The organism is Neopusillimonas aromaticivorans (assembly GCF_030344915.1).
GTDB lineage: Bacteria > Pseudomonadota > Gammaproteobacteria > Burkholderiales > Burkholderiaceae_B > Neopusillimonas > Neopusillimonas aromaticivorans.
The window spans coordinates 1,423,847-1,445,972 of the sequence record NZ_CP128233.1; the positions used below are offsets into that span (position 1 = coordinate 1,423,847).

The 22,126-nt window shown below is 61.1% G+C and carries 22 protein-coding genes and 5 pseudogenes; 18 read left to right on the forward strand and 9 right to left on the reverse strand.

Features of this window, described 5'->3' with window-relative positions:
- Positions 1-32: 32 nt before the first annotated feature.
- Together N7E01_RS07725 and N7E01_RS07730 are read right to left on the reverse strand one after the other, a co-directional pair.
- Positions 33-911 (reverse strand): TPM domain-containing protein, encoded by an 879-nt coding sequence (locus N7E01_RS07725; protein WP_289175761.1) that lies wholly within the window; start codon positions 909-911, stop codon positions 33-35.
- A gap of 88 nt (positions 912-999) precedes the next feature.
- Entirely contained in the window at positions 1,000-1,647 is a 648-nt protein-coding gene (locus N7E01_RS07730) for a LemA family protein (RefSeq protein ID WP_289175369.1), read from the reverse strand.
- Between the two features lie 249 nt (positions 1,648-1,896).
- Between N7E01_RS07730 and N7E01_RS07735 the strand changes: the two are divergent.
- A pseudogene (locus tag N7E01_RS07735) lies at positions 1,897-3,314 on the forward strand (DEAD/DEAH box helicase).
- A gap of 81 nt (positions 3,315-3,395) precedes the next feature.
- Positions 3,396-3,692, forward strand: coding sequence for an ATP-binding protein (locus tag N7E01_RS18660; protein ID WP_350494983.1), 297 nt, complete (start codon positions 3,396-3,398; stop codon positions 3,690-3,692).
- Positions 3,693-3,714: 22 nt separating this feature from the next.
- Here N7E01_RS18660 and N7E01_RS07745 read toward each other — a convergent pair whose 3' ends face one another.
- The gene (locus N7E01_RS07745; RefSeq protein ID WP_289175373.1) at positions 3,715-4,935 is read right to left on the reverse strand and encodes an RNA-guided endonuclease InsQ/TnpB family protein; all 1,221 of its coding nucleotides are present in this window, start codon (positions 4,933-4,935) and stop codon (positions 3,715-3,717) included.
- A 22-nt stretch (positions 4,936-4,957) separates the two neighbouring features.
- Between N7E01_RS07745 and tnpA the strand changes: the two genes are divergently transcribed.
- From tnpA to N7E01_RS07790, 9 genes and pseudogenes are all read left to right on the forward strand, one after another.
- Positions 4,958-5,371, forward strand: coding sequence for an IS200/IS605 family transposase (tnpA, locus tag N7E01_RS07750; RefSeq protein ID WP_289175375.1), 414 nt, complete (start codon positions 4,958-4,960; stop codon positions 5,369-5,371).
- A 188-nt stretch (positions 5,372-5,559) separates the two neighbouring features.
- Positions 5,560-6,861, forward strand: coding sequence for a PAS domain S-box protein (locus N7E01_RS07755; RefSeq protein ID WP_289175377.1), 1,302 nt, complete (start codon positions 5,560-5,562; stop codon positions 6,859-6,861).
- A gap of 20 nt (positions 6,862-6,881) precedes the next feature.
- The gene (locus tag N7E01_RS07760; RefSeq protein WP_289175762.1) at positions 6,882-7,454 is read left to right on the forward strand and encodes a sensor histidine kinase; all 573 of its coding nucleotides are present in this window, start codon (positions 6,882-6,884) and stop codon (positions 7,452-7,454) included.
- The gene (locus N7E01_RS07765; RefSeq protein WP_289175379.1) at positions 7,421-8,047 is read left to right on the forward strand and encodes an ATP-binding response regulator; all 627 of its coding nucleotides are present in this window, start codon (positions 7,421-7,423) and stop codon (positions 8,045-8,047) included. The genes N7E01_RS07760 and N7E01_RS07765 overlap by 34 nt, the downstream gene beginning before the upstream one ends.
- A gap of 154 nt (positions 8,048-8,201) precedes the next feature.
- On the forward strand, positions 8,202-8,537 hold the full coding sequence (locus N7E01_RS07770) for a response regulator (protein ID WP_289175380.1): 336 nt from the start codon (positions 8,202-8,204) through the stop codon (positions 8,535-8,537).
- A 238-nt stretch (positions 8,538-8,775) separates the two neighbouring features.
- Positions 8,776-9,982 (forward strand): annotated as a pseudogene (locus N7E01_RS07775) (putative bifunctional diguanylate cyclase/phosphodiesterase).
- 82 nt (positions 9,983-10,064) lie between these two features.
- Positions 10,065-11,675 (forward strand): peptide chain release factor 3, encoded by a 1,611-nt coding sequence (locus N7E01_RS07780; protein ID WP_289175382.1) that lies wholly within the window; start codon positions 10,065-10,067, stop codon positions 11,673-11,675.
- A 91-nt stretch (positions 11,676-11,766) separates the two neighbouring features.
- Positions 11,767-11,898 (forward strand): hypothetical protein, encoded by a 132-nt coding sequence (locus N7E01_RS07785; protein ID WP_289175384.1) that lies wholly within the window; start codon positions 11,767-11,769, stop codon positions 11,896-11,898.
- Between the two features lie 181 nt (positions 11,899-12,079).
- Positions 12,080-12,436 carry a hypothetical protein gene (locus tag N7E01_RS07790; RefSeq protein WP_289175385.1) on the forward strand — a complete coding sequence of 119 codons (357 nt, stop codon included), beginning with the start codon at positions 12,080-12,082 and terminating at the stop codon, positions 12,434-12,436.
- On the opposite strand, the gene bfr is transcribed toward N7E01_RS07790, so the two are convergent.
- The 5 genes and pseudogenes from bfr to N7E01_RS18680 form a co-directional block, all read right to left on the reverse strand.
- Positions 12,433-12,906 carry a bacterioferritin gene (gene bfr / locus N7E01_RS07795; RefSeq protein ID WP_289175387.1) on the reverse strand — a complete coding sequence of 158 codons (474 nt, stop codon included), beginning with the start codon at positions 12,904-12,906 and terminating at the stop codon, positions 12,433-12,435. The genes N7E01_RS07790 and bfr overlap by 4 nt on opposite strands.
- A 168-nt stretch (positions 12,907-13,074) precedes the next feature.
- A complete protein-coding gene (locus N7E01_RS07800) occupies positions 13,075-13,341 on the reverse strand; it encodes a (2Fe-2S)-binding protein (protein WP_289175763.1) in 267 nt (88 codons plus the stop codon).
- Positions 13,342-13,427: 86 nt separating this feature from the next.
- Positions 13,428-13,673: an RNA polymerase factor sigma-54 gene (locus tag N7E01_RS18665; protein WP_491565776.1), complete on the reverse strand. Its 246-nt coding sequence runs from the start codon at positions 13,671-13,673 to the stop codon at positions 13,428-13,430.
- Positions 13,663-14,712 carry an RNA polymerase factor sigma-54 gene (locus N7E01_RS19385; protein ID WP_434089578.1) on the reverse strand — a complete coding sequence of 350 codons (1,050 nt, stop codon included), beginning with the start codon at positions 14,710-14,712 and terminating at the stop codon, positions 13,663-13,665. Before N7E01_RS19385 ends, N7E01_RS18665 begins: the two co-directional genes overlap by 11 nt.
- Before the next feature lie 51 nt (positions 14,713-14,763).
- A pseudogene (locus tag N7E01_RS18680) lies at positions 14,764-14,870 on the reverse strand (hypothetical protein); the annotation flags it as partial.
- On the opposite strand from N7E01_RS18680, the gene N7E01_RS07810 reads away from it, so the two are divergent.
- Both N7E01_RS07810 and leuA read left to right on the forward strand, forming a co-directional pair.
- Positions 14,869-15,396 (forward strand): hypothetical protein, encoded by a 528-nt coding sequence (locus N7E01_RS07810; RefSeq protein ID WP_289175389.1) that lies wholly within the window; start codon positions 14,869-14,871, stop codon positions 15,394-15,396. The pseudogene N7E01_RS18680 and the gene N7E01_RS07810 overlap by 2 nt on opposite strands.
- 357 nt (positions 15,397-15,753) lie before the next feature.
- Positions 15,754-17,447 (forward strand): annotated as a pseudogene (leuA, locus tag N7E01_RS07815) (2-isopropylmalate synthase).
- Positions 17,448-17,639: 192 nt separating this feature from the next.
- Here the strand turns inward: leuA and N7E01_RS07820 are convergent.
- A complete protein-coding gene (locus N7E01_RS07820) occupies positions 17,640-17,810 on the reverse strand; it encodes a DUF1840 family protein (protein WP_350495015.1) in 171 nt (56 codons plus the stop codon).
- A 604-nt stretch (positions 17,811-18,414) separates the two neighbouring features.
- Here N7E01_RS07820 and N7E01_RS07825 point away from each other — a divergent pair.
- From N7E01_RS07825 to N7E01_RS07845, 5 genes and pseudogenes are all read left to right on the forward strand, one after another.
- The gene (locus tag N7E01_RS07825) at positions 18,415-18,894 is read left to right on the forward strand and encodes a DUF6531 domain-containing protein (RefSeq protein WP_289175390.1); all 480 of its coding nucleotides are present in this window, start codon (positions 18,415-18,417) and stop codon (positions 18,892-18,894) included.
- Positions 18,895-18,983: 89 nt separating this feature from the next.
- A complete protein-coding gene (locus N7E01_RS07830) occupies positions 18,984-20,405 on the forward strand; it encodes a hypothetical protein (protein WP_289175392.1) in 1,422 nt (473 codons plus the stop codon).
- A gap of 414 nt (positions 20,406-20,819) precedes the next feature.
- Positions 20,820-20,864: pseudogene (locus N7E01_RS18685) on the forward strand (hypothetical protein); the annotation flags it as partial.
- Between the two features lie 71 nt (positions 20,865-20,935).
- Positions 20,936-21,178, forward strand: a complete 243-nt coding sequence (locus N7E01_RS18690; protein WP_350495016.1) for an RHS repeat-associated core domain-containing protein — start codon at positions 20,936-20,938, stop codon at positions 21,176-21,178.
- The gene (locus N7E01_RS07845) at positions 21,118-22,125 is read left to right on the forward strand and encodes a phospholipase effector Tle1 domain-containing protein (protein WP_289175398.1); all 1,008 of its coding nucleotides are present in this window, start codon (positions 21,118-21,120) and stop codon (positions 22,123-22,125) included. The genes N7E01_RS18690 and N7E01_RS07845 overlap by 61 nt, the downstream gene beginning before the upstream one ends.
- Position 22,126: the final 1 nt, after the last annotated feature.

Sequence of the window (22,126 nt, forward strand, 5' to 3'; positions counted from 1 at the left end):
CCCGGGCCCGCCTGCGTACCGGCAGGCGGGCGTTACCAGCGCCCCGAGCTGCCGCCGCCACCGCTGCGGCCACCACCCCCGCTGAAACCACCGCTGCCACCAAACCCGCCACCGCCAAACCCCCCTCCGCCATCCGCCCAGCCGCCCGGACCGCCCGGGCCGCCACGGCCCCCGCCGCCACCGCCTTTACGCATGGCGCGGAACAGGGTGCTGATCAGAAACATGCCTGCCGCGCCCGCCAGCGCCAGCAACCAGCTGCCCCAGATCAAATACACCAGGCCTGCCGCGACCAGCGCGGACACCAGCGGCATGGTAATGAACGCCAACAGCGCCACCAGTAAAAAAGCCTCAAGGTCTTCCGCACCCGAAGCCTCCTCCGGTTCAGGCAGGTCTTCCCCATTGACCCGGGCAATCAGGCTATCCACACCGGCCACCACGCCACCCGCAAAATCGCCGTCACGAAAATGCGGCACGATCTGCTCATTGATGATGCGACCCGCCACCAGATCGGGCACAGCCCCTTCCAGACCGTACCCGACTTCAATACGCAAGGCGCGGTCATTTTTGGCCACCAGCAGCAAAATGCCATCGTCCACCTTGTTGCGGCCCAGCTGCCATTGCTCAAACGCACGCACGGCATACTGCTCGATCGCTTCGTCACCCGTGGTCGGCACCATCAACACGGCCACCTGGGCTCCCTTGCGTTTTTCAAGGTCGGCCAAACGCGCTTCCAGCGACTGCACCGTGGCAGCATCCAGGGTGCCGGTGGTGTCGGTAACACGGGTCTGCAAGGCCGGGATGGATATGTTCTGGGCAGCGACCGGACCGGCAACCAGCAGCAGCCAGACCGCCAGCACGGCGGCAAGACCCCACCTGAGCCCCAGGGATTCGATACCTGCCCTTACCGCCATGCCGGCCTCTGTAACCCATGCAGCCCATACCCTTGGGGTTGATCCAGCCTCTGTCGTGACAGCAGCCGTACCCCTTGCGAGCGCCACTTCAGGACCGGCTAACGACTTCAGCATGTTCAACCCCTGCAGGCGCAGCACTACCCGGCACATCAAACTTCACTTCGGGGTTACGCATGATTTCCGGCTGGCGATCAACCCCGTAGTTCTCTTTCACGTCATAGCCAAACAGCTTGGCGGTGATCAGGGTGGGGAACTGGCGAATATAGACGTTGTATTCCTGCACGGCGCGCACAAACCGGCCACGCTCGGTGGCGATACGGTTCTCGGTGCCTTCCAGCTGCGTCATCAGGTCGCGAAACAACCCATCGCTTTTCAGCTGAGGATAGTTTTCAGAAACAGCGATCAGGCGTGACAGCGCCGACGACAACTGCGCCTGGGCCTGTTCGAACTGGCGCATCAGGGCCGGGTCGGACACGTCATTGACATTGATCTGCACCTTGCCCACCTGGGCCCGGGCCTCGGTCACCTCGGTCAGCACCGTACGTTCGTTCACCATGTAGGCATTCACCGAATTAACCAGCTTGGGCACCAGCTCGGCGCGACGTTCGTATTGATTCAGGGTTTGCGACCACGCGGCCTTGACCTGTTCGTCAAGACGCTGGATTTCGTTATACCCGCAACCCGTCAGGGTCAGCGCCAGCAAAGGCAATAACAACCGCAGCAGAAAACGTTTCATGAAAAGTCTCGCAAAATTCAGGCCAGGTTAAACAAATGATTCGGGCAAATAAAACCAAAGATTAACCCGAATGTGGGCTACAATGGCGGTCTGCCCACCGAGCCAGTCAGTAGGCAGGCTGCGCGGCCACAAGGCCCGCAATTCCAGCCCTTCCGGCTGGTTTTCAATTGTCAGCCGCCACACGCGGCCCTTTTCTCGTCCGCCCAGACTGGTGTCGTTTACCGACAGGCTGTCGCCGGAGCATCTTTCTTGTCTACACCTATTTCTTTCGCCGACCTCGGGTTGGCTGATCCCCTTTGCGTGCTGTTGCCGAAACCGGTTACACCGCACCCACCCCCATCCAGGCTCAGGCCATTCCGCAAGTCATCAAAGGCGGTGACCTGCTGGCCGCCGCCCAGACCGGCACCGGCAAAACTGCCGGCTTCACACTGCCCATTTTGCACCGTCTGCTGAACAACCCGCTGCAAGGCATGAAGGCCGGTCGCCCGCGCTGCCTGATTCTGACCCCCACCCGCGAACTCACGGCCCAGGTCGAAGAGTCGGTGCAGGTTTACGGCAAGCACACCAGTTTGCGCTCGATGGTGATGTTCGGCGGGGTCAACATCAACCCGCAAATTTCGGCACTGCGCAAGCCCATTGACATCCTGGTCGCCACGCCAGGCCGCCTGCTTGATCACGCCCAGCAGAAAACCATCGACCTTTCCGGGGTTGAAATTCTGGTTCTGGACGAAGCCGACCGCATGCTTGACATGGGCTTCATCCGCGATATTCGCAAGGTCCTGGCCATGCTGCCCAAGAGCCGCCAGAACCTGCTGTTTTCGGCCACATTTTCAGACGAAATCCGCGAACTGGCCAAAGGCGTATTGCACGACCCGCAAGAAATCTCGGTAGCCCGACGCAACACCGCTTCTGAACTGGTTGACCAAAGCGTGGTCCTGACCGAGCAGTCGCACAAGCGCGACCTGCTCAGCCACATCATTCGTGAAAGCGGCTGGCATCAGGTGCTGGTCTTTACACGCACCAAGCATGGCGCGAACCGCCTGGCCGAGAAGCTCGTCAAAGACGGGTTATCAGCTGCTGCCATCCACGGCAACAAAAGTCAGGCCGCACGCACCCGTGCCCTGGCCGGCTTCAAAGACGGCAAGGTTGCGGTACTGGTCGCCACCGACATCGCCGCACGTGGCATCGACATTGACAACCTGCCTCACGTGGTCAATTTCGAACTGCCCAACGTGCCTGAAGATTACGTTCACCGCATCGGCCGTACCGGTCGTGCCGGCAGCGAAGGCTCCGCCTTGTCACTGGTCGACAAGACCGAGATCAAACTGCTCGGGGCCATTGAAAAGCTGATTCGCCGCCCCATCGAACGCACCACCATCGATGGCTGGAACCCCGGCATGGTCAAGCCCGACACCACCCCCGAACGGCCACCGCGCCCGACGCACGGCCGCTCGGGTCGCCCCGGCAATGCGCCGCGCAGCGGCGCGGCCGGGCAGGGCGCAGGTCGCTCGGGTGCACCACGTCCTGCAGGCGATCGCAGCGGTCATGACGGTCGTCGCCCGGACGGACGCAGCGCCTCGGGCCGAAATGGCGGGGGCCGCTCAAACCCGGCACGCACGCGCCACGACGGCGGCGCCGCTCGCAGCAACACGGCCAGCCAGGCCTGACCCGGCCGTTCTGCATCACCCCTATGGAAAACCCCGTGTCACTACGGGGTTTTCTTTGGGCGTCGGTGCTAGAGCTGGGGCATGTCAACGGACAAAATCCGGCCTTGCCGTGCACGGAATCCGACGCCGAACAGCAGCAGCGGCTCTCCAAATACGAAGCTAATCTGCGCATGGCGCGGCGGCGGTGTCTGGCCCATCGAAGTGGATGCCGGGCAACTGGAATCGGCCATTCTGAACCTGGGCATCAATGCACGCGATGCCATGCCGGATGGCGGCAAACTGACGATAGAAACGGCCAACGCCCATCTCGATGACAACTATGCCAGCCAGCATCACGAGGTCACCGCCGGCCAATACTTGACATCCTCCCCGGCCTAAAGGCCGGAGATTCCTACGGCGCTCAGTGGAGGCATTGAGCCGCCCCTGAGTCGCTTCGGTGGGTTCCTGCTGCTGGCGGCATTACTGCACCGCTCACTTCACAGGCGAACCGGGCGTGCCCCGCCCTTAAAACATTGATCGCGCCAACCACGTCGGCGTTTTCCTCGAAACCGCATTCAACGCACAAGAATTGCGCCTGTGTTTTCCGGTTGTCCGCCGAGACATGGCCGCAGCACGGACAGGTGCGGCTCGTGTTCTGCGGCGGCACGGCGACGAGCCATGCGCCTCTCCAGGCCAGCTTGTAGTCCAATTGGCGGCGGAACTCAAACCAGCCTTGATCGAGGATGGACTTGTTCAGGCCGGACTTAGCCCGAACGTTTTTCCCCGGCGTTTCGGTGCTGCCTGCCGCCGACCTGGACATATTCCGTACCTGCAAGTCCTCAATACACACCATCGCGTGGTTTTGGCTGATCGCGGTCGAGGTCTTGTGTAGGAAGTCGCGGCGGGCATTGCCGATGCGGGAATGAATACGCTGGACGCGGGCTTTCGCCTTCTTCCAGTTGTTGCTGAACTTCGTCTTGCGGCTCATCGCCTGTTGCGCCTTGCGCAAAGCAGCCTCATGCCGCTTGAAGCTGTGAAGCGGCGCGTAGAACGCGCCGTCCGAGAGGGTGACGAAGCGGGTAATGCCCATGTCGATACCGACCGCCCCACCTTGCGCAATGGGTTGCTCAACCTCGCGCTCCGTCTGAATACTCACGAACCACTTGCCGCCCGACTGGCTCACGGTGACGTTCTTCACCACGCCCAACACCCCGCGACTGTTGCGATAGCGCAGCCAGCCCAGCTTTGGCAGAAACAGGCGGTTGTTGCCATGATCGAGCTTGATCTGTTTTGGGTCGGGATAGCGGAAGCTATCCGACTGGCCCTTCTTCTTGAAGCGCGGGAAGTCCGCCCGCTTAGCGAAGAAGTTGGTATAGGCCCGCTCCAAATCCTTGAGCGTCTGCTGCAACGGATGCACGGGCGCATCGGCCAGCCATGCGGTTTCCGCGCTATTGCGCCACTCGGTGAGTAGCTTGCACAGACCCGCATAGCCGAGCTTCTTCTCGCCCTGCTCGTAGCGCTCTTTCTGCAACGCCAGCGCCTTGTTGTAGACGAACCGGCACGAGCCAGCGAAGCGGCGCATTTGCCGCTCTTGCTGGCCGTCTGGCATCAGTTCGTACTTGTAGGCTTGAAGTAGTTGCATGGCTTAATCATACTCTTGGTCTATGAGCGATGACAACGAAATTAGACATGGACGGCACTGCGTTTTCAAGATGCACGTTCACTTGGTCTTTGTGGCGAAATATCGCCGCAGAGTGTTCGATGGCGACGCCATCAGTCGGCTGCGTACCATCTTCGCTAAGGTCTGCGCCGATTTCGAGGCGCAACTGATCGAGATGGACGGCGAGGACGATCACGTCCACCTATTAGTGGAGTATCCGCCGAAGGTAGCCGTCTCCAACCTCGTGAACAGTCTCAAAGGCGTGTCCAGCCGCCTGCTCCGCAAAGAGCGGCCAGACATCCAGAAGCGCTATTGGAAAGGCGTGCTGTGGTCGCCGTCCTACTTCGCCTCCAGTTGTGGCGGTGCGCCGATTTCCATCGTGCGGCAGTACATCGAACAACAGAAGACACCTCACTGAAACCCAAGGACGGCTACGCCGTCCGCGCTATCCTTCCCCGCCCTGAACGGCGGGGCTTGTCGCGCACTGGGTCAACCTGCTCAGCAAGCCCTACCGACGCAACGAACTGGCCAACAAAGTACGCAAAGTCCTTGATGAGATTGGCTGACAGGGTACACTGCCTGCACAGTACCCTCACACGCCTTAGCATGAGCACCACACTTCCTCCCATTCCCGCGAACGATGCCGCTCGCGTAGCCGCACTGCACGAACTCGGCATTCTCGACACCCCCGATGATGACAGCTTCGACAACCTGACCCGGCTGGCTGCCGGTTTGTTCGACGTACCCATTGCCCTGGTGTCACTGGTAGACAGCAACCGCCAATGGTTCAAATCTTCTTATGGTTTGTGCGTCAGCCAGACACCACGTGATGTGTCGTTCTGTGCCTACGTGATCAACACGGGCGACATGCTGCTGATTGAAGACGCGTCGCAAGACGCACGCTTTTCGCAGAACCCGCTGGTCATTGGCGAACCGCATATCCGCTTTTACGCTGGCGCACCCTTGCGTTCGAACAGCGGTTTCATTCTGGGCACGTTGTGCCTGATCGACACCACACCTCGGATACTTTCATCCACACAACAACAGCACCTCGAGCTGCTGGCCCGACAAGTTGAACAACTCATCCAGATGCACTACCAAACCCGGGCACTGGAAGATGAAATTGCCCGGACCAACGTCGTCAGCGCACGCTACGAGGCCATCATCAAAGGCGCTGCGGCCGGCATTGTGCGCATTAATGGCAAAGGCCGCATCATCGAGGTCAACCGCTTTGTCTGCACCATGCTGGGCTACAGCGAAAACGAGCTGATCGGGCAAAACGTAAAAATGCTGATGCCGGCACGGTGGGCCACCGACCACGACAATTACCTGGCCGCCTACCAGCGCACCGGCCATGCCAAAGTCATCGGTACCGGGCGTGAAGTCGATGCCCAGCACCGGAATGGCGACACCATTCCGGTACATCTGGCCATCAGTGAAGTGGCCCTGGGCGCCGGTGCCGATAACCATGACGAGCGCCAGTTCATCGGCATTCTGTCCGACCTGCGCGACATCCGTGCCGCCCGTGAACGTGAGCGTCAGGAACGCCAGTTGCTCGAACTGTTACATCGCGGCCTGACCGACTACCACGCCCTGGTTTCGGGCAACACGCTCTGGGTGTTCCTGAAGCAGGCACTGCGCAACCTGACCGGCAGCGAATACGCCCTGATCGGCGAAGTCATCGAGAACGACACCGATGAGCCCACCCTGAAAATTCACGCCATCACCGATCTGTCCTGGAGCGACGAATCGCGCGACCTGATGCGCAAACTGGTGGAGGGCGACCTGATGCTCAGCAACGCAGACAGCATGCTAGGGCGCGTTTTCGCCCAGGGTGAAACCATTATCAGCGACAACGTCATGGTTGATGCAAGGGGCGGGCACTTGCCCCCGGGCACCCGCATCTGACCAGCCTGCTGGCCGTCCCCATCACCGATCGGGGCAAGGTCATCGGCATGTATGCCCTGGCCAATGCCCCGCAGGGCTACGACGAAAGCGTGGTTGAATGGCTCAAACCGTTCACCTCGACCTGTGCCTTGCTGATCAACCTGTACCGGCAAATGAACGAACAACGGCGCTTGCTCGAGACGGTGCAGCACTCCAAAGAGCAGGCCGAACGCGCCAGCCAGGCCAAGACCGACTTCCTGTCATCCATGAGCCACGAGCTGCGTACGCCGCTGAACGCCATCCTGGGGTTTGCCCAACTGCTGCAAAACAGCCGCCAGCCCTTGCCCGAACGCCCCCAGCGCCAGGTGGAACAAATCATTCGCAGCGGCCGCCATCTGCTCAGCCTGATCAACGAAGTACTTGACCTGGCCCGTATCGAGTCGGGCAAGATGTCGCTTTCTGTCGAGCCCATACAGGTCCAGGAAGTCATCCATGACGCGCTTGATCTGGTGCGCCCCTGGCCGCCCAGAACACCATTTACCTTGACGCCCCGGAAAGCGGCCAGCACCAGGCCCACGTCATGGGTGACTACACCCGCGTCAAGCAGATCCTGATCAACCTGCTCAACAATGCCATCAAGTACAACCGGCCGGGTGGTTCGGTATCGTTGCGCTATGACATCCGTCCTTCCGGTTACCGTATCAGCGTACGCGATACCGGCATCGGTATTCCGGCCGACCGCCAAGGCGAACTGTTCCAGCCCTTCAACCGGCTCGGCGCCGAATCCGGCGGCATTGAAGGCACGGGCGTCGGCCTGGCCCTGACACGCAAACTGGTCCTGCTGATGAACGGCAGCATCGGCGTCAGCAGCGAACAAGGCCAAGGCAGCGAATTCTGGTTTGAACTGCCCCTGGCCCATGCCCCCGAGCCCATGGCTGACCCTGCAACCACCGTTCATGCCGGCGCAACGCCCGCCGCCTCACCGGCACACCACACTGTGCTCTACATCGAAGACAACCCGGCCAACCAGCGTCTGATGCAAGAGCTGTTTGACGATATTGACGACGTGAAGCTGGTTTGCGCACACACCGCCGAACTGGGTATCGAACTGGCGTGCTCCGACCCGCCCGATCTGATCCTCATGGACATCGACCTGCCCGGCATGAACGGATTTTCAGCACAGAAACTGCTCCGTCAGAACCCCTGACCTCCGGCATCCCTGTCGTTGGCATCTCGGCAGACGCCTCATCGCTCAATGTGCGCAAAGCGCGTGAAGCGGGGTTCAAAGACTACATCACCAAGCCGTTCGATCTGGCCGCACTGGTACAGCGCATCAGTGAGTTGCTCCAGGAATCTGCCACATGACCGCCATCGTTCCGCTGCACACCGACGCCGATATCCTGATCGTCGATGACAACCCGGCCAACTGCGACTTGCTCGACGCACTGCTGGAAGATGCCGGCTATGAGCGACGCCAGATCATGACAGACCCTCGCCTTGTGTTGCCACGCGTTGCGCAACAGCGCCCGGATCTGATCCTGCTGGATGTCCGCATGCCGCACATGACCGGCTTTCAGGTATTGCAGGCGCTGAACGACGCACACGGCGATGATGCGTCCGCCGTCATCATTCTCACCGCCCAGACCGACGACGACACCCGCTACCAGGCCCTGGCACTGGGGTGCGGGATTTCCTGACCAAACCGTTTGACCAGACCGAAGTCCTGCAGCGCATCCGCAATACGCTTGAGCTGCAACGGCTCATGCGCGAGCGGTCCGAACGGGCCTCGCTGCTCGAAACACTGGTCCATGAGCGCACGCAAGAACTCGAACGCCGCTCACGGCAAGATCCGCAAACCGGTTTGCCCAACCGCATTGCCCTGCTCGAAGCGCTCGAACAGCGCCTGCAGGCCGGCATCGATACCGGGGTTTTTTCATGGCGCTTGACGGGGTGGATGACGTCGCCCGCTTGCACGGGTTTACCACCGCCGATCTACTGGCAGGCGCATTGGCTGACCGCCTGCGCGCTGTCGTCTCCGACAGCAATGCGGTGCTGGGCGTCTGGAACAGCACCGAATGGGTCGTTGTCTGTGACAGTACCATCGATGACAAAACCATCGGAGCCCTGGCCGACCGGCTGCTGCACAGCTTTGCGACGCCTTTCGACATTGACGGCATGTCCCTGCACCTGGCCGTTCGCATGGGGGTGAGCGCCAGCCTGCCGGAACGGCATGCCGAACAGCTGGTCCGCATGGCCGCATTGGCGCTGCCCAAAGCGCTTGGGGTATGGCAAGGCTACAACCACGATCTGGAAAACGCCTTGCAGCGACGCACCCACATGCGCGCAGCCTTGCGCAGGGCGGCTGACCGGCGTGAACTGTACCTGGTCTACCAACCCAAGGTTGATCTGATCCAGCAACGGATCATCGGTGCCGAGGCCCTCATGCGCTGGCAAAGCCCCGAGTTCGGGGCGGTTTCCCCGGCAGAGTTCATCCCCTGGCCGAATCCAGCGGCCTGATCGTACGGCTTGGTCTCTGGGTCTTCGAAGAGGCCGTCCGCCAGCTGGCCACCTGGCGCGAACAGGGATTGGTCGACGCGGCCTTTGGGGTGGCCATCAACGTCGCCGCCGAACAACTGGCCCAAAAGATTTTGCGCAGGTGCTTATTGGCATCCTGGCCAACTATCGGTTACCCGCGGGTCTGATCGAGCTGGAAGTCACGGAATCAGGGCTGATGCAGGACATGCAACTGGCCATGCAACAGCTGAATGTGCTGCATCAGGCCGGGTTCCCGATTGCCATCGACGACTTTGGCACCGGCTACTCGTCGCTGGCCTACCTGAAAACCCTGCCGGTTTCGGTGCTGAAAATTGACCGTGCTTTCATCCGCGAAGTGCATACCAGCACGCAAGACCAGCGCCTGACCGGCACCGTCATCGACATGGCTCGCCACTTCGGTTTCCGCACGGTCGCTGAAGGGGTCGAACTGTCCGAACAGCTGCACCGGCTGCAACAAATGGGCTGCGATGTCGGTCAAGGCTACATTTTTGCGCCACCACTGAAAGAAGGGGCCTTGATCAAGCTGCTGGAAAGCGACCTTGATCATCTCTTTTCGCCTGACAGCGCAATATCTGCGAAAATCTAGGGTTTACTCCTGTTAATGCACGCCTTTTGGTGCCACGGGGTGGTCGGCGAAACACGCCGCGCCCCGGGCCGGAACCTGCCGGATGTCCAATCACACTATTGCCCATGAAGTCGCCCGCCGGCGTACCTTCGCCATCATTTCTCACCCCGACGCGGGTAAAACCACGCTGACAGAAAAGCTGCTGCTGTTCGCAGGGGCCATCCAGATCGCGGGCAGCGTCAAGGCACGCAAGGCCAGTCGTCATGCGTCTTCCGACTGGATGGAAATCGAGAAGCAACGCGGCATCTCGGTGGCCTCGTCGGTCATGCAGATGGAATACCGCGACTGCGTGATCAACCTGCTCGACACCCCGGGCCACCAGGACTTTTCCGAAGACACGTACCGGGTGCTGACGGCCGTTGACGCCGCCCTCATGGTCATTGACGCCGCCAACGGCGTCGAGCCGCAAACGATTCGTCTGCTGCAAGTCTGCCGTGCCCGGAACACGCCCATCATCACCTTCATCAACAAGCTCGACCGCGAAGTGCAAGAACCGCTGAATCTGTTGTCAGAGATCGAGTCGCACCTGGGCATGGATGCCGTGCCGTTTTCATGGCCGGTCGGTATGGGTCGCTCGTTTGGTGGTGTCTTTGATATTCGCCGTGATCGCATGCGGGTGTTTCGCGCCGGGCAAGAACGACGCGGGGACGAAGACGAGCTGATCGAAGGGCGCAACAACCCGGAAATCGCCAAACGCTTTGGCGATGCCTTTGCCAAAGCCAATGACGAAATCGAACTGATCGAAGCGGCCGCCCCCGAGTTCGACCATGCGGCCTTTCTGGCCGGCAAACAAACGCCGGTATTTTTCGGTTCGGCCATCAACAACTTTGGTGTGCAGGAAGTGCTGGATGCGCTGGTTGACCTGGCCCCGCCGCCCGGTCCGCGCGAGGCTCTGCAACGCAGGGTGCAGCCCGACGAATCCAAGTTCAGCGGGGTAGTATTCAAGGTACAGGCCAACATGGACCCGGCCCACCGCGACCGCGTGGCGTTCGTGCGGGTCAGCTCGGGCGAGTTCAACCGGGGCATGCGGCTGAAAGTGTCACGTACCGGCAAGGAAATCCGTCCCAACAACGTGGTGTCATTTTTGTCACAGCGACGCGAATTGGTCGAACAGGCCTATGCCGGCGACGTCATCGGCATCCCCAACCACGGCGTGCTGCACCTGGGCGACGTCCTGACCGAAGGCGAAAACCTGCAATTTACCGGGCTGCCGTTCTTTGCACCGGAACTGTTCCAGGCCGTCGAGGTCAAAGATCCTTTGCGCACCAAGCAATTGCGTACCGGCCTGACCCAGCTGGGCGAAGAGGGTGCCATTCAGGTGTTTCGCCCGATTGCGGCCGGTGGCACGCTGCTGCTGGGGGCCGTCGGGCAACTGCAGTTTGAAGTGGTGGCACACCGGCTCAAAACGGAATACGGCGTCGATGCCCGCATGATGTCGTCCCGTTACAACCTGGCGCGCTGGATCACGGCCAAAGACCCGAAAGCCCTGCAAAAATTCATCGACAACAATACCGCCAACATTGCCTACGATGTCGTCGAGGCACCGGCGTTCCTGGCGTCGTCACAGGCGCAACTGCGGGTGGTACAAGAGCTTTACCCCGACGTCGAATTCCACGCCATGCGCGAGCACGGCGGTCAGGTCTTCAGCACGTAGTGACCGGGTTTACGCTTTCCATGAAGTGGTCACGTGTGGTCACAACAGAACGTTTTATACTGCGGGTAATTTTCAGCATTTAAGGTTACGGATGTCCTGGCGTTTTCTTTTTGCCGTACTGGCCCTGTTAATGGCCGCTTCAGCCTGGAGTGGCCTGCGGCTGGGCGAATGGCTGGTCGCCAATGGGCCACTGGCCTCGTCAGCCCCGGGCAGCCCGAAATAACGCCTGTTGAAGTATTGGGGGCTGATGGCAAACCGTTTGCCGCGCAGCCACCGCAACCCCAGGTCAACGGTCGGCTGGCCATTCCGCAGCCCCCGAGCCCGTTGCCTGGGAAATCACCCCCGAGAGCCTGAACGAACTGTTCGCCAACAACCTGATCCCCATTGCGACCACACGCATCAGCATGGCCGAAGCCGAACAGATCGCTGCCCTTGAAAGCGGCAAACTGATGGGCATTGCCGATGTCGGCGACCTTATTTCCTCGATGGAAAAGCGGGGTAACCGCGATGGCAACATGCCCATCCAGCCGGTGGAAATTCCTGATTTTTCGGCTGAGCCGGGCCCAGGGCCCGCATCAACCCCCGCGCCACCCGCCATTGCCAATACGGGCTGGCTTAACCAGCTGCGCGATGAACTGCAAGCCTGTAACGCGCAAAGCTTCTTTGACCGCCCCAGCTGCGCCTGGGCGGCGCGCAACAAATATTGCACTCCCAACAGCGCCTGGGGCTACGTCGCCGAATGCCCGGCCAAATCGTTTTAGTGATCGCCGACTTGCAACTGCAGGTAATTCTGTAAACCTACCTTGTCGATCAGGTCGATCTGGGTTTCCAGCCAGTCAATATGCTCTTCCGTGTCGTCGAGAATGTCCTGGAACAGGTCGCGCGACACGTAATCGCGCACTGACTCGCAGTACGCAATGGCCTCTTTGACGGTGGTTTGTGCGCCGGTTTCAAGCTTGAGATCGCAGGCCAGCACTTCAGGCACGTCTTCGCCGATCAGCAGCTTGTGGAGGTCTTGCAGGTTGGGCAGGCCGTCGAGCATGAAAATACGCTCGATCAGGCGGTCGGCGTGTTTCATTTCGCCGATGGATTCATCGTATTCGTGCTTGCCCAGCTTGTCGAACCCCCAGTGGTTCAGCATGCGGGCGTGCAGAAAATATTGATTGATGGCTGTCAGCTCGTTCTTGAGCTGCTTGTTAAGAAACTGGATGACGGTGGCGTCGCCTTTCATGGTGTGCTCTCCTGGTTACAACACCCGGTTAGGCTACCACGACAACGTCAGATTTTCATTACTGGCAACACCCGCTTGCATCCGGGAAAATGGGGTTCCGAGGCTACAAAACCCCAGGACACGAAAACGCAAGGGGTACACCGCCCCGACGCACAAAGCGCTCGAACCTCAGGCGCGGCGGGCAATGACCTCGGTGAAGCGGGCGGGCAGCACACCATCATTGGCTGCAGGGGCGACCCGATCGTCCAGCACGTGCACGGTCTGATGCGCAGCATAGCGCCCGCCAGGCAAATAGTCGGTGGCTGTTTCTGCGCAACACCCGCAGCACGAAGCCACCCCCAGTTCGGCCTGAAGCTGGCGCAGGGTATGCGCCCCGGCTGCCACTGCGGCCTTGACCTGTTTTTCAGTGATCGCGTTACAGATACAAATGAACATGAGAATAGTTATCATCTAGTTTCGTGCTTGTATGCTAAAGCAGATCCAGACGATTGACAACCCCTCGATGCAAGGTCGTGGCGTTCTTAACGCAATGCGGCACGCGCCTTGCGCACCGACGCGGCCTCAATGCCTTCGGCCTCACGGTATTTGGCTACGGTACGACGGGCAATTTCAACCCCTTTCTTTTCCAGCGCCTCCACGATCTTGCTGTCAGATAACGGTTTTTGTGGAGATTCGGCCTGGATCATGGCGCGAATCATGGCTCGCACGGCGGTGGCTGAACTGGCGGGAGCCAGACCTTCACCCCCAGCGCGGTGCCTAAGAAGTATTTAAGTTCAAAGACCCCCACGGGGTCTGCATGTACTTCTGCCGGGTCGCCCGTGACACGGTGGATTCATGCATCTCAAGATCTTGGGCGATGTCGCGAAGCACCAGCGGACGCATGGCCTGTACACCCTTGTCAAAGAAGCCTTGCTGGTGTGCCACGATGCACTGCCCCACACGCAATACCGTTTCAAACCGCTGCGCTACGCTTTTGACCAGACCATGGGCCTGCTGCAACTGGGCCTGTATGGGCGACTTGTCGGCACCGCTACGGTCTTCGCGCAACCATTGCTCATAGACAGGGTTGACGCGCACCCGGGGAACAATCGCGCCATTCAGACGGGCCTCCCAGCCCTGGCGGCTTTTGACCACAACCAGCTCGGGCACCACATAGTCAGCCACACTGCTGGACCAGGCCCGACCCGGCTTGGGATCGAGCGACAAAATCAGCTGATGGGCCTGGCGCACGACATCGTCCGGATACCCCGAAGCCGCACGCAAACGCTCGGGGCTGGCGTGAGCCAGAACTTCCAGATGCTGCGTGACCAGTCCGATGGCGCAATCGAAAACCTCGTGCGAGACCCCCCTGGGCACCGGCCTGCCGCTGGCGCAACTGCAACGCCAGACACTCACTGGTTGAACGCGCACCCACACCGGGGGGTCAAAGGACTGCAACAACCGCAAAGCCGCCAACAGCTCGTCTTCGTCAAACTCGTCGGCAGCACTGCCCAGGGCAGCGGGCAGAAACTCCAGCACCTCTGCCAGGGACACTGGCAAAAACCCGTTTTCGTCCAGCTCCTCGATCAGCACGGCAACCAGCACCTGGTCGCGCTCGGCAGCGCGTGTCAGATGCAACTGCTGCAACAGGTATTCGTGCAAACTGACCACCTGGCCGATATCGGAGCTGCCGTCCTCATCCGCATCATGACGCCCGCCGGGGCCGGACACGCCGGCCGTCAGGCCGGACTCCTGAACATACTCGTCTGCCGGGAGGGCTTGCGCATCCGGGACATCGGTGTCATATTCGCCCTCGCGCTCGAGCATGGGGTTGTCCGCCAGCGCCTGAGCCACCTCTTGCTCAAGGTCCTGGGCGGACAACTGCAAAACCGGATAGACTGCTGAAGCTGAGGCGTCAGGGTCAGGTTCTGGTGTTGCCGCAGTGCCAACGATTGTCGCGATTGCATAGGTAAAATAGCCCGCATGAAAACTGATTCTGCCAACCAGCCCACCGCCCGGGACCACGCGGCGTTGCGTAACGCCTTGCTGAAATTAACCGCCACCCATAAAGCCGTGTGTACTGCCGTTACCGTGGTTGTTGCCATGGCCTGGTACTGGCTGGTCGTACGCCTGGTCGCCTTTGGCCAGGGCATTGACTACTCAGGGCTGGAAGCCCTGGGCGGCGCGGCAACCGGAATGCTCAAGCGTTACAACCCGTTTTTCTGGTGGGCACTGGCTGCGCTGTGTACGCTTATTATTGCCTATTTTCTGGTCAGCTTCGTACGCGGCAGCCGACGCCGGGTCAATGCCCGCATGGTCAGCGCCGAAGTCATCTCCGGCCTGACGGCCCAGCTGTCCGATCCGGCCAAAACCGTGTTGCGCTGGGTATGGGATGACACCCGTTTCCCGATAACCGTTGGTGATTTGCAACAAACCGCCCGAGAGCTGCGCAGTGGCCGTGCCGCCAAAATCCAGCTGGCCCAGGCGCACCAGGCCCTGTTGACGCCTTAGCCCCCAAAGTGCCCTTGGTCTGGCCAACGCTGTGGCCGCGATGGCAGGGCTTGCAAAATTGTGCTGCATATGGTTGACTAGAGGGTATGAATACCGTGCCCTTTACCCCTTCGTTTACCACTGGCAACCCCGTTGCCGGCTCGGTTGCGGGTTCCTTGGGTGCGCTCCCCCTCTTCACGCTATCCCTGCTACTACCGATCGGTTGCCGGGCCTAGCGTCATGTGGCAGTCCGGCAGCCGTTCGGCCACGCCATTCGTCCGTTTTCTGTTACCTGTCCATTCCAGCCCCGGTGCTGATGCCGAACCCCTTCCCGGTTCCAGGTAACCCGCATTAAAAATCCAGTTAAACAGGTGCCCTATGCTTTCGAATCCATCCGACAAATATCGTCCGTTTGTGCCGTTCGCACGCGACTTTTCTGAACGAACCTGGCCCAGCAAAACCATCACGGCGCCCCCATCTGGATGAGCACCGACCTTCGCGACGGCAACCAGTCGCTGATCGAACCCATGAGCGTCGAGCGCAAACTGCGCTTTTTCGAACAATTGATCAAAATTGGCCTGAAAGAAATCGAAGTCGGCTTCCCCTCGGCCTCTCAGACCGATTTTGATTTTGTTCGCAAACTGGTCGACGAAAAGCGCATCCCCGACGATGTCACCATCATTGTGCTCACGCAGTCGCGCGAAGACCTTATCGAACGTACCGTTGAAGCTGCCGCCGGTGCCAAGCGCGCCATCGTTCACCTGTACAACGCCTGTGCCCCCGCGTTCCGCAAGATCGTCTTCAACATGACCAAAGACGAAGTCCGTGAACTGGCGGTCAAAGGCACCAACCTCGTCAAGCAGTACACCAGCCAGCACCCGGAAACCTCGTGGCGCTACGAATACTCACCCGAAGTGTTCAGCACCACCGAACCCGAGTTTGCGCTTGAAGTGTGCGATGCGGTGGTCGAGGCCTGGGGCCCGACGCCCGAATCAAAAATCATCCTGAACTGCCCGGCTACCATTGAAGCCACCACGCCCAACCTGTACGCTGACCAGATCGAATGGATCAGCAAACGCCTGAAGAACCGCGAAAGCATTGTGCTCAGCGTGCACCCGCACAACGACCGCGGTACAGCCGTTGCCGCCGCCGAGTTGTCGCTGATGGCGGGTGCCGACCGGGTTGAAGGCTGCCTGTTCGGTAACGGCGAGCGCACCGGTAACGTGTGCCTGGTCACCTTGGCACTCAATTTGTACACCCAGGGCATCCACCCAGGGCTCGATTTCTCTGACATCGACGAAGTGCGCCGTTGCGTCGAGTACTGTAACCAGTTGCCGGTACACCCGCGCCATCCCTACGCCGGCGACCTGGTGTTCACCGCATTCTCGGGCTCGCACCAAGACGCCATCAAGAAAGGGTTTGCGCAGCAACAACCCGACACCCTGTGGGAAGTTCCGTATTTGCCGATTGACCCGGCCGATGTCGGCCGCAACTACGATGCCGTCATCCGCGTCAACAGCCAGTCGGGCAAGGGCGGCGTGTCGTACCTGCTTGAACAGGAACATGGTCTGGTCTTGCCGCGTCGCCTGCAAATCGAGTTCAGCCGCGCCATCCAGCGGGTCACCGACGAAACCGGCCGCGAAGTCACGGCCGACGATGTCTACGATCTGTTCCGTGCCGAATACCTCGATCTCGAACGCCCCTGGCGATTGGTTCGCCACCGCATCAGCGGTGATCCCAAAGCCGCCTCGGGCCAGCATTTTGAAATCGAAGTCGAGCTTGAGCACAATGACAAGATCTGTCATTTGAAAGGCCAGGGCGATGGTGCCATTTCTGCCTTCATCAATGCCTTGGGCATGGATGTCAGCGTGCTTGACTACCACGAGCACGCCATTGGTACCGGTACCGACACCCGCGCGGCGTCCTACGTTGAAGTGCGTGTCGGCGATTCCGGCCCAGGCTTCGGTGTCGGTGTCCACGTCGATATTGTTACGTCGTCATTCCTGGCCATCCTCAGCGCGGTCAACCGTCACGCGGCCAGCGTCAAGCACGCGGCCAAAGTCGCCGCCTGATCACCATCGGGCAACGTCCCTGTCCATCGCCGCAGATCCGGCACCGGGCAGGGACACACAAGGTTCAGGGCAACGCCCGCACAACGGGCCAACCTGCAAAAAAGCCGTCTGATGCAAAACATCAGACGGCTTTTTCATGGGGCAACGAAAACTACGGCTCAAGGCACCGCGACATGCCTGTGATGCCCGGTATTACCAGATCGGGGCGGGTTCCCAGATGATGTCGGCATTGTGCTCGCGGCAGGTTTTCAGCATGGCGAGCAACGGGAATGCGCGCTGACGAAAGGTTACCGGACGTGAAACCGGATGGTCTTTGATATCGTTCTCTTCATCTTCCTGATTGTCCAGATCGTGGAAGGGGATGCCGTATCTGCGGCCATGGCACGTTCAATGCCGGCGATCAGACCCTCGATCTGGTCGGCGGTGATCACCCCCGTTCGGGCAGGGCAGGATAATGACGACCGGCGGCATCAAGAACGTCGCGCGCGTGCTGGGCAAACATCAGGATTTCGGCAGCCGGTTTGGCGCGAAAGACTACTAACATCGTATTTCTCCTAGTGGCTATATTCGTACACTACTCCAGGCTTTCCCGCTTGCCAAGCCTCAGAATGGCTATATCTGACCCGGGAGAACCTGCCAATGCAACTGCCATACATCGCTTCGCCAGCCCTGTCGGTCCGGTTTGTTGCCATGCAAGGGCCGGCACGGTTCTGGGTGCGCAAGGGTAGCAGGGGCGTGAAGCTTTGTTCGCGTCTGTTCGCAGGGTTGATACTGCTGTGGGCAAACAGCCCATACGGCATGGCGAACACAACCTGCATGGCCCCGAATGCTGCAGCGCCATGTCGAACGCCCGCTAGTCTAAACCAAAACAGCCCCGAACCGCAGATCAACCTGGGCGCGGGCAACCCGTGCACCTGGCCACCGGCAACAAGTACCAGTACGAAACCGACTTGCTTCCCTCGGCCGGATGGCCCTGCTGGCCATTACCCGCCATTACAGCGCCCAAAACCGGCGTGTGTCGTTCATGGGCCAAGGCTGGCACAGTGATTTTGACATGCGTCTTCGATCACGCGGGCCGGAAACGGTCATTGAACAGGCCGATGGCCACACCGTGGCATTTCGCCGGATCGGGCCGGGGCTGCACGCGTCGTCGCAACACGGACAATTGCACACGCGCACCGATGGCTGGCGCTGGCAACGCGGCCACGGCCAGCTACTGGATTTCAACGCCCAGGGCTGGCTGGTCCGGGTCAGGGGGCCGGCAGGGCACTACCTCGTCATTGACCGGCACACTGCGCCAGGCCCTTGCAAGGCGCCATCAAAACGGTCAGCGCGCATCCTGCAGGGCATCAAATCGACCGCCTCGCTCCGCATCACAGAACGCCTGACTATGGCCGCCCGGCTCCTGATTCTCTCCGCCCGGCGCCAGACCGGCCATCGGTCCTGACCTTCACCTATACACTTCAGTCCGGCCATGCCTACCTGGCTCACATCGACAGCCCGGCAGGGCGATTCTCGTACGATTATGAAACCGCTGTGGGCGACCGCCTGCGGCTGGCCGGCATGCACCGTCCGGACGGCTCACAACGACGCTACCGCTACGACCCGGCCCACCAGGGTGGCAATCCGTTCGCACTGACACAGATCGAAAACATCGGCACGCCCGCCAGCGGCATCCGGCAGCGCCAGGGGCAGTGGGCCTATAACGCCGCCAACCAGGTCGTTGCCTTTGGCGAAGGCCCGCAGGCCTACCAGCTTGCCTACGGCCTGCCCGGCGATGACCACCATGCAGCCCAATCTGCCGCAGCGGCCCCGGCACAACGCCTCCCCGCCATGCGAACCCGCCTGCGGCGTGCCGATGGTGCCGTCACCGACGTTTATCTGGCCCGGTACCCGGCAGGACAAGCACACGTCACGGCCGTCACAGGCGCAGCCTGCCCAGGCTGTCCGGCACCGGGCACCCGCGCCACCTACGACCCCAGCGGGCGCCTGCTGTCGATCAACGGCACGCAGATAACCCGCGACGATCAGGGGCGGCTGCAACATCTGGACCTGGCCCATACGGGCTGGGCAGGATTGCGGCTGGCGTACAACACCCAAGGGCAACGTTACGCCTGGCAGTCGCACGTGACCGGGCGCGAACACCTCCAGTTCAACCCGCACGGGCTGGTCGCCCAGCGTCACTTTGCCGACGGACAAATCTGGCACTACGACTACGACACGGCAGGGCGTCCCCTGCACGTTCGTCAGGGCGCTGTCGAGACGCAGCTCCGCTGGCGCGGCAATCTTCTGATGCATGTGCAGCACCCGACAGAAACCGAAAGCCGTGACTACGACGACCAGGGCCGCATGGTGCGTCGCACCCTGACACGACCGGCGCCAACCCCATCGGCAACCAGCGAACCCCTGCGGTTTTCCGAAACCTTCGCCTACGACAGCCAGCATCGCCTGACCCGCCATACCCTGGCCGAGGGCGGGGCCCTGCATTACACCTGGGGCCACGGTCGTCAACTGACAGGACTCGTCTGGGAAACGGCCAGCGGGCAGCGCCATACGGTAATCCGGAGCCAACCCGATCGGGCCGGTTACCGCTATGGCAATGGCCTTCAGCAAACCACCCTCCGGCGCGGGCAAGATCTCTGGCAGGTACTTGTCGCGGATAGCCCGCGGACAGCCCCTGCGCCGGATAGTCTGGACAAGGGGTCAACGCACGGCACACCTGCCACAGCCGGCACACTTGGCACACTTGGCACACTTGGCACACTTGGCACACTTGGCACACACGCCCAGCGTTACCAGTTTGACGCACAGGGCCGTGTCATCGCTGAGCAATGGTTCAGCACCATGGCCGGGTTTGACGAACATCGCTACGCTTACAACCGGCAATCCCGGCTGATCGGCGCTACGACACGCGGCCCGGGGCAAACCACCCGAACCCGCTGGTTTGCCCACGATTAGGATGGCGCAGCGCTGCAAATACAGCCCGCCATCGTACGCACCCCGGCGGGCCTGCCCGCCCGGATCGGTACACGCCGCCTTCACTATGGGGAAGACCGGCGTCTAAAAGCGGTCTGGGACAACCAGACGCCGCTGGTACGCTACGCCCACAATGCCTTCGGACACCGGATCTGGCGCCGCACGGCCGACGAACAGACCCACTACTGGTATCTGGACCGGCGAGTGGTCGCTGAATCAACCTCATCCGCGGGGTCAGGCGCTTTAACCGAGTCAGCGCCAGCCGCCGGATCAGCACCGCCCCGGCCCGACAGCCGCCCGGATCCGATTTCACGCCGTTACCTGTATGCCCACCATGTCCCCGTCGGCCTCATCGATTACACCAACGAAGCCTCGCCTGACGGCACGCTGCATTTCGTGCATGCCGACCTGACCGGAGCGCCGCACGCCATCACCGACACCCAAGGCCACACCGTCTGGACCGCCCGTTACTCCCCCTGGGGCACGCCCAAACCCGCGGCATCACCTTCAACCTGCGCGCCCCGGGGCAGTACCATGACCCGGCCACCGGCTGGCATGACAACCTGCTGCGCACCTACGACCCCGAGCATGGCCAGTTCCTTGAGCCCGACCCCTCGGGCCCATACCCGGCAACCAAAACCTGGGCTATGCCAGCCAGCAACCCCGCCGCTTCATCGACCCCACCGGTCTGCTGTTGTTTGCCTTTGACGGCACACGCAACGATGCCAGCACCCGGACCAACATCTGGAAGCTGAGCCAGCGCTATCACGATGGCCCGGTTGCTTACGAAGGTGGGCCGGGCAACCCCTACACCACAGACTGGGATGCCATTACCGCCTATTCAGCCCCGCGCATTCTGGATGCCCAATGGCAGGCCCTGCTCGATACGCTGGCCGCCACACCGGTCGACCCGAAGCAGGCCGTACCCATCGATATCATTGGCTATTCACGAGGGGCCGCGCTGGCGCGGCACTTTGGCAACCAGGTCAGCCAATACCTGAGCAACGGGCAATTTTCCTATCATGACCAGCAACGCGGGCTTATCACCGCCTGCGTTGACCTGCGCTTCATGGGGGTGTTCGATACCGTCGCCCAGTTTGGACTGAACGGCTCGGGCAACAGTGCCTACGACCTGACCGTCGATGCCGGCTGGCAATGGGTAGCACACGCTGTGGCCCTGCACGAGCGACGCTGGCTGTTTCCCCTGACCAGTGCTGCCGATACCCAGGCCGGCAACGTCGTTGAAGCCGCCTTTGTCGGCGCACATGCCGATATCGGCGGCGGGGTGTTTTTTGACAGTGACGGCCAGGGCAGCCAACGCGGTGACCTGTCGGACATCAGCCTGAACTGGATGCTGTGGCAAGCCCGCGCCGCCGGGGTGGCCTTCGGTGAGGGCAGCGCCGACGATGCCGTGGTCAGCGCACCGTATCTGCATGATGACCGAAACAGCACCCTGCGCGCCCTGCAAAACGGTGACCGGGGCGTTGACCGGGCCAATGGCCAGTTATGGCACAACTACCAGGACGACACACCACGGCTGGGACGCACCACCCGCGAAGCTACCGAGACGTTCATTCGTCGCTACGATGACTGGCGACGCCTGCCCGGCAACGAGGTAGGAACCGTTGACATGCAGGCCTATTCGCACTGGCTGGAACAGACCTTGGGCACGACAGTAGCGGGCGATTCACGCTATCATTGAC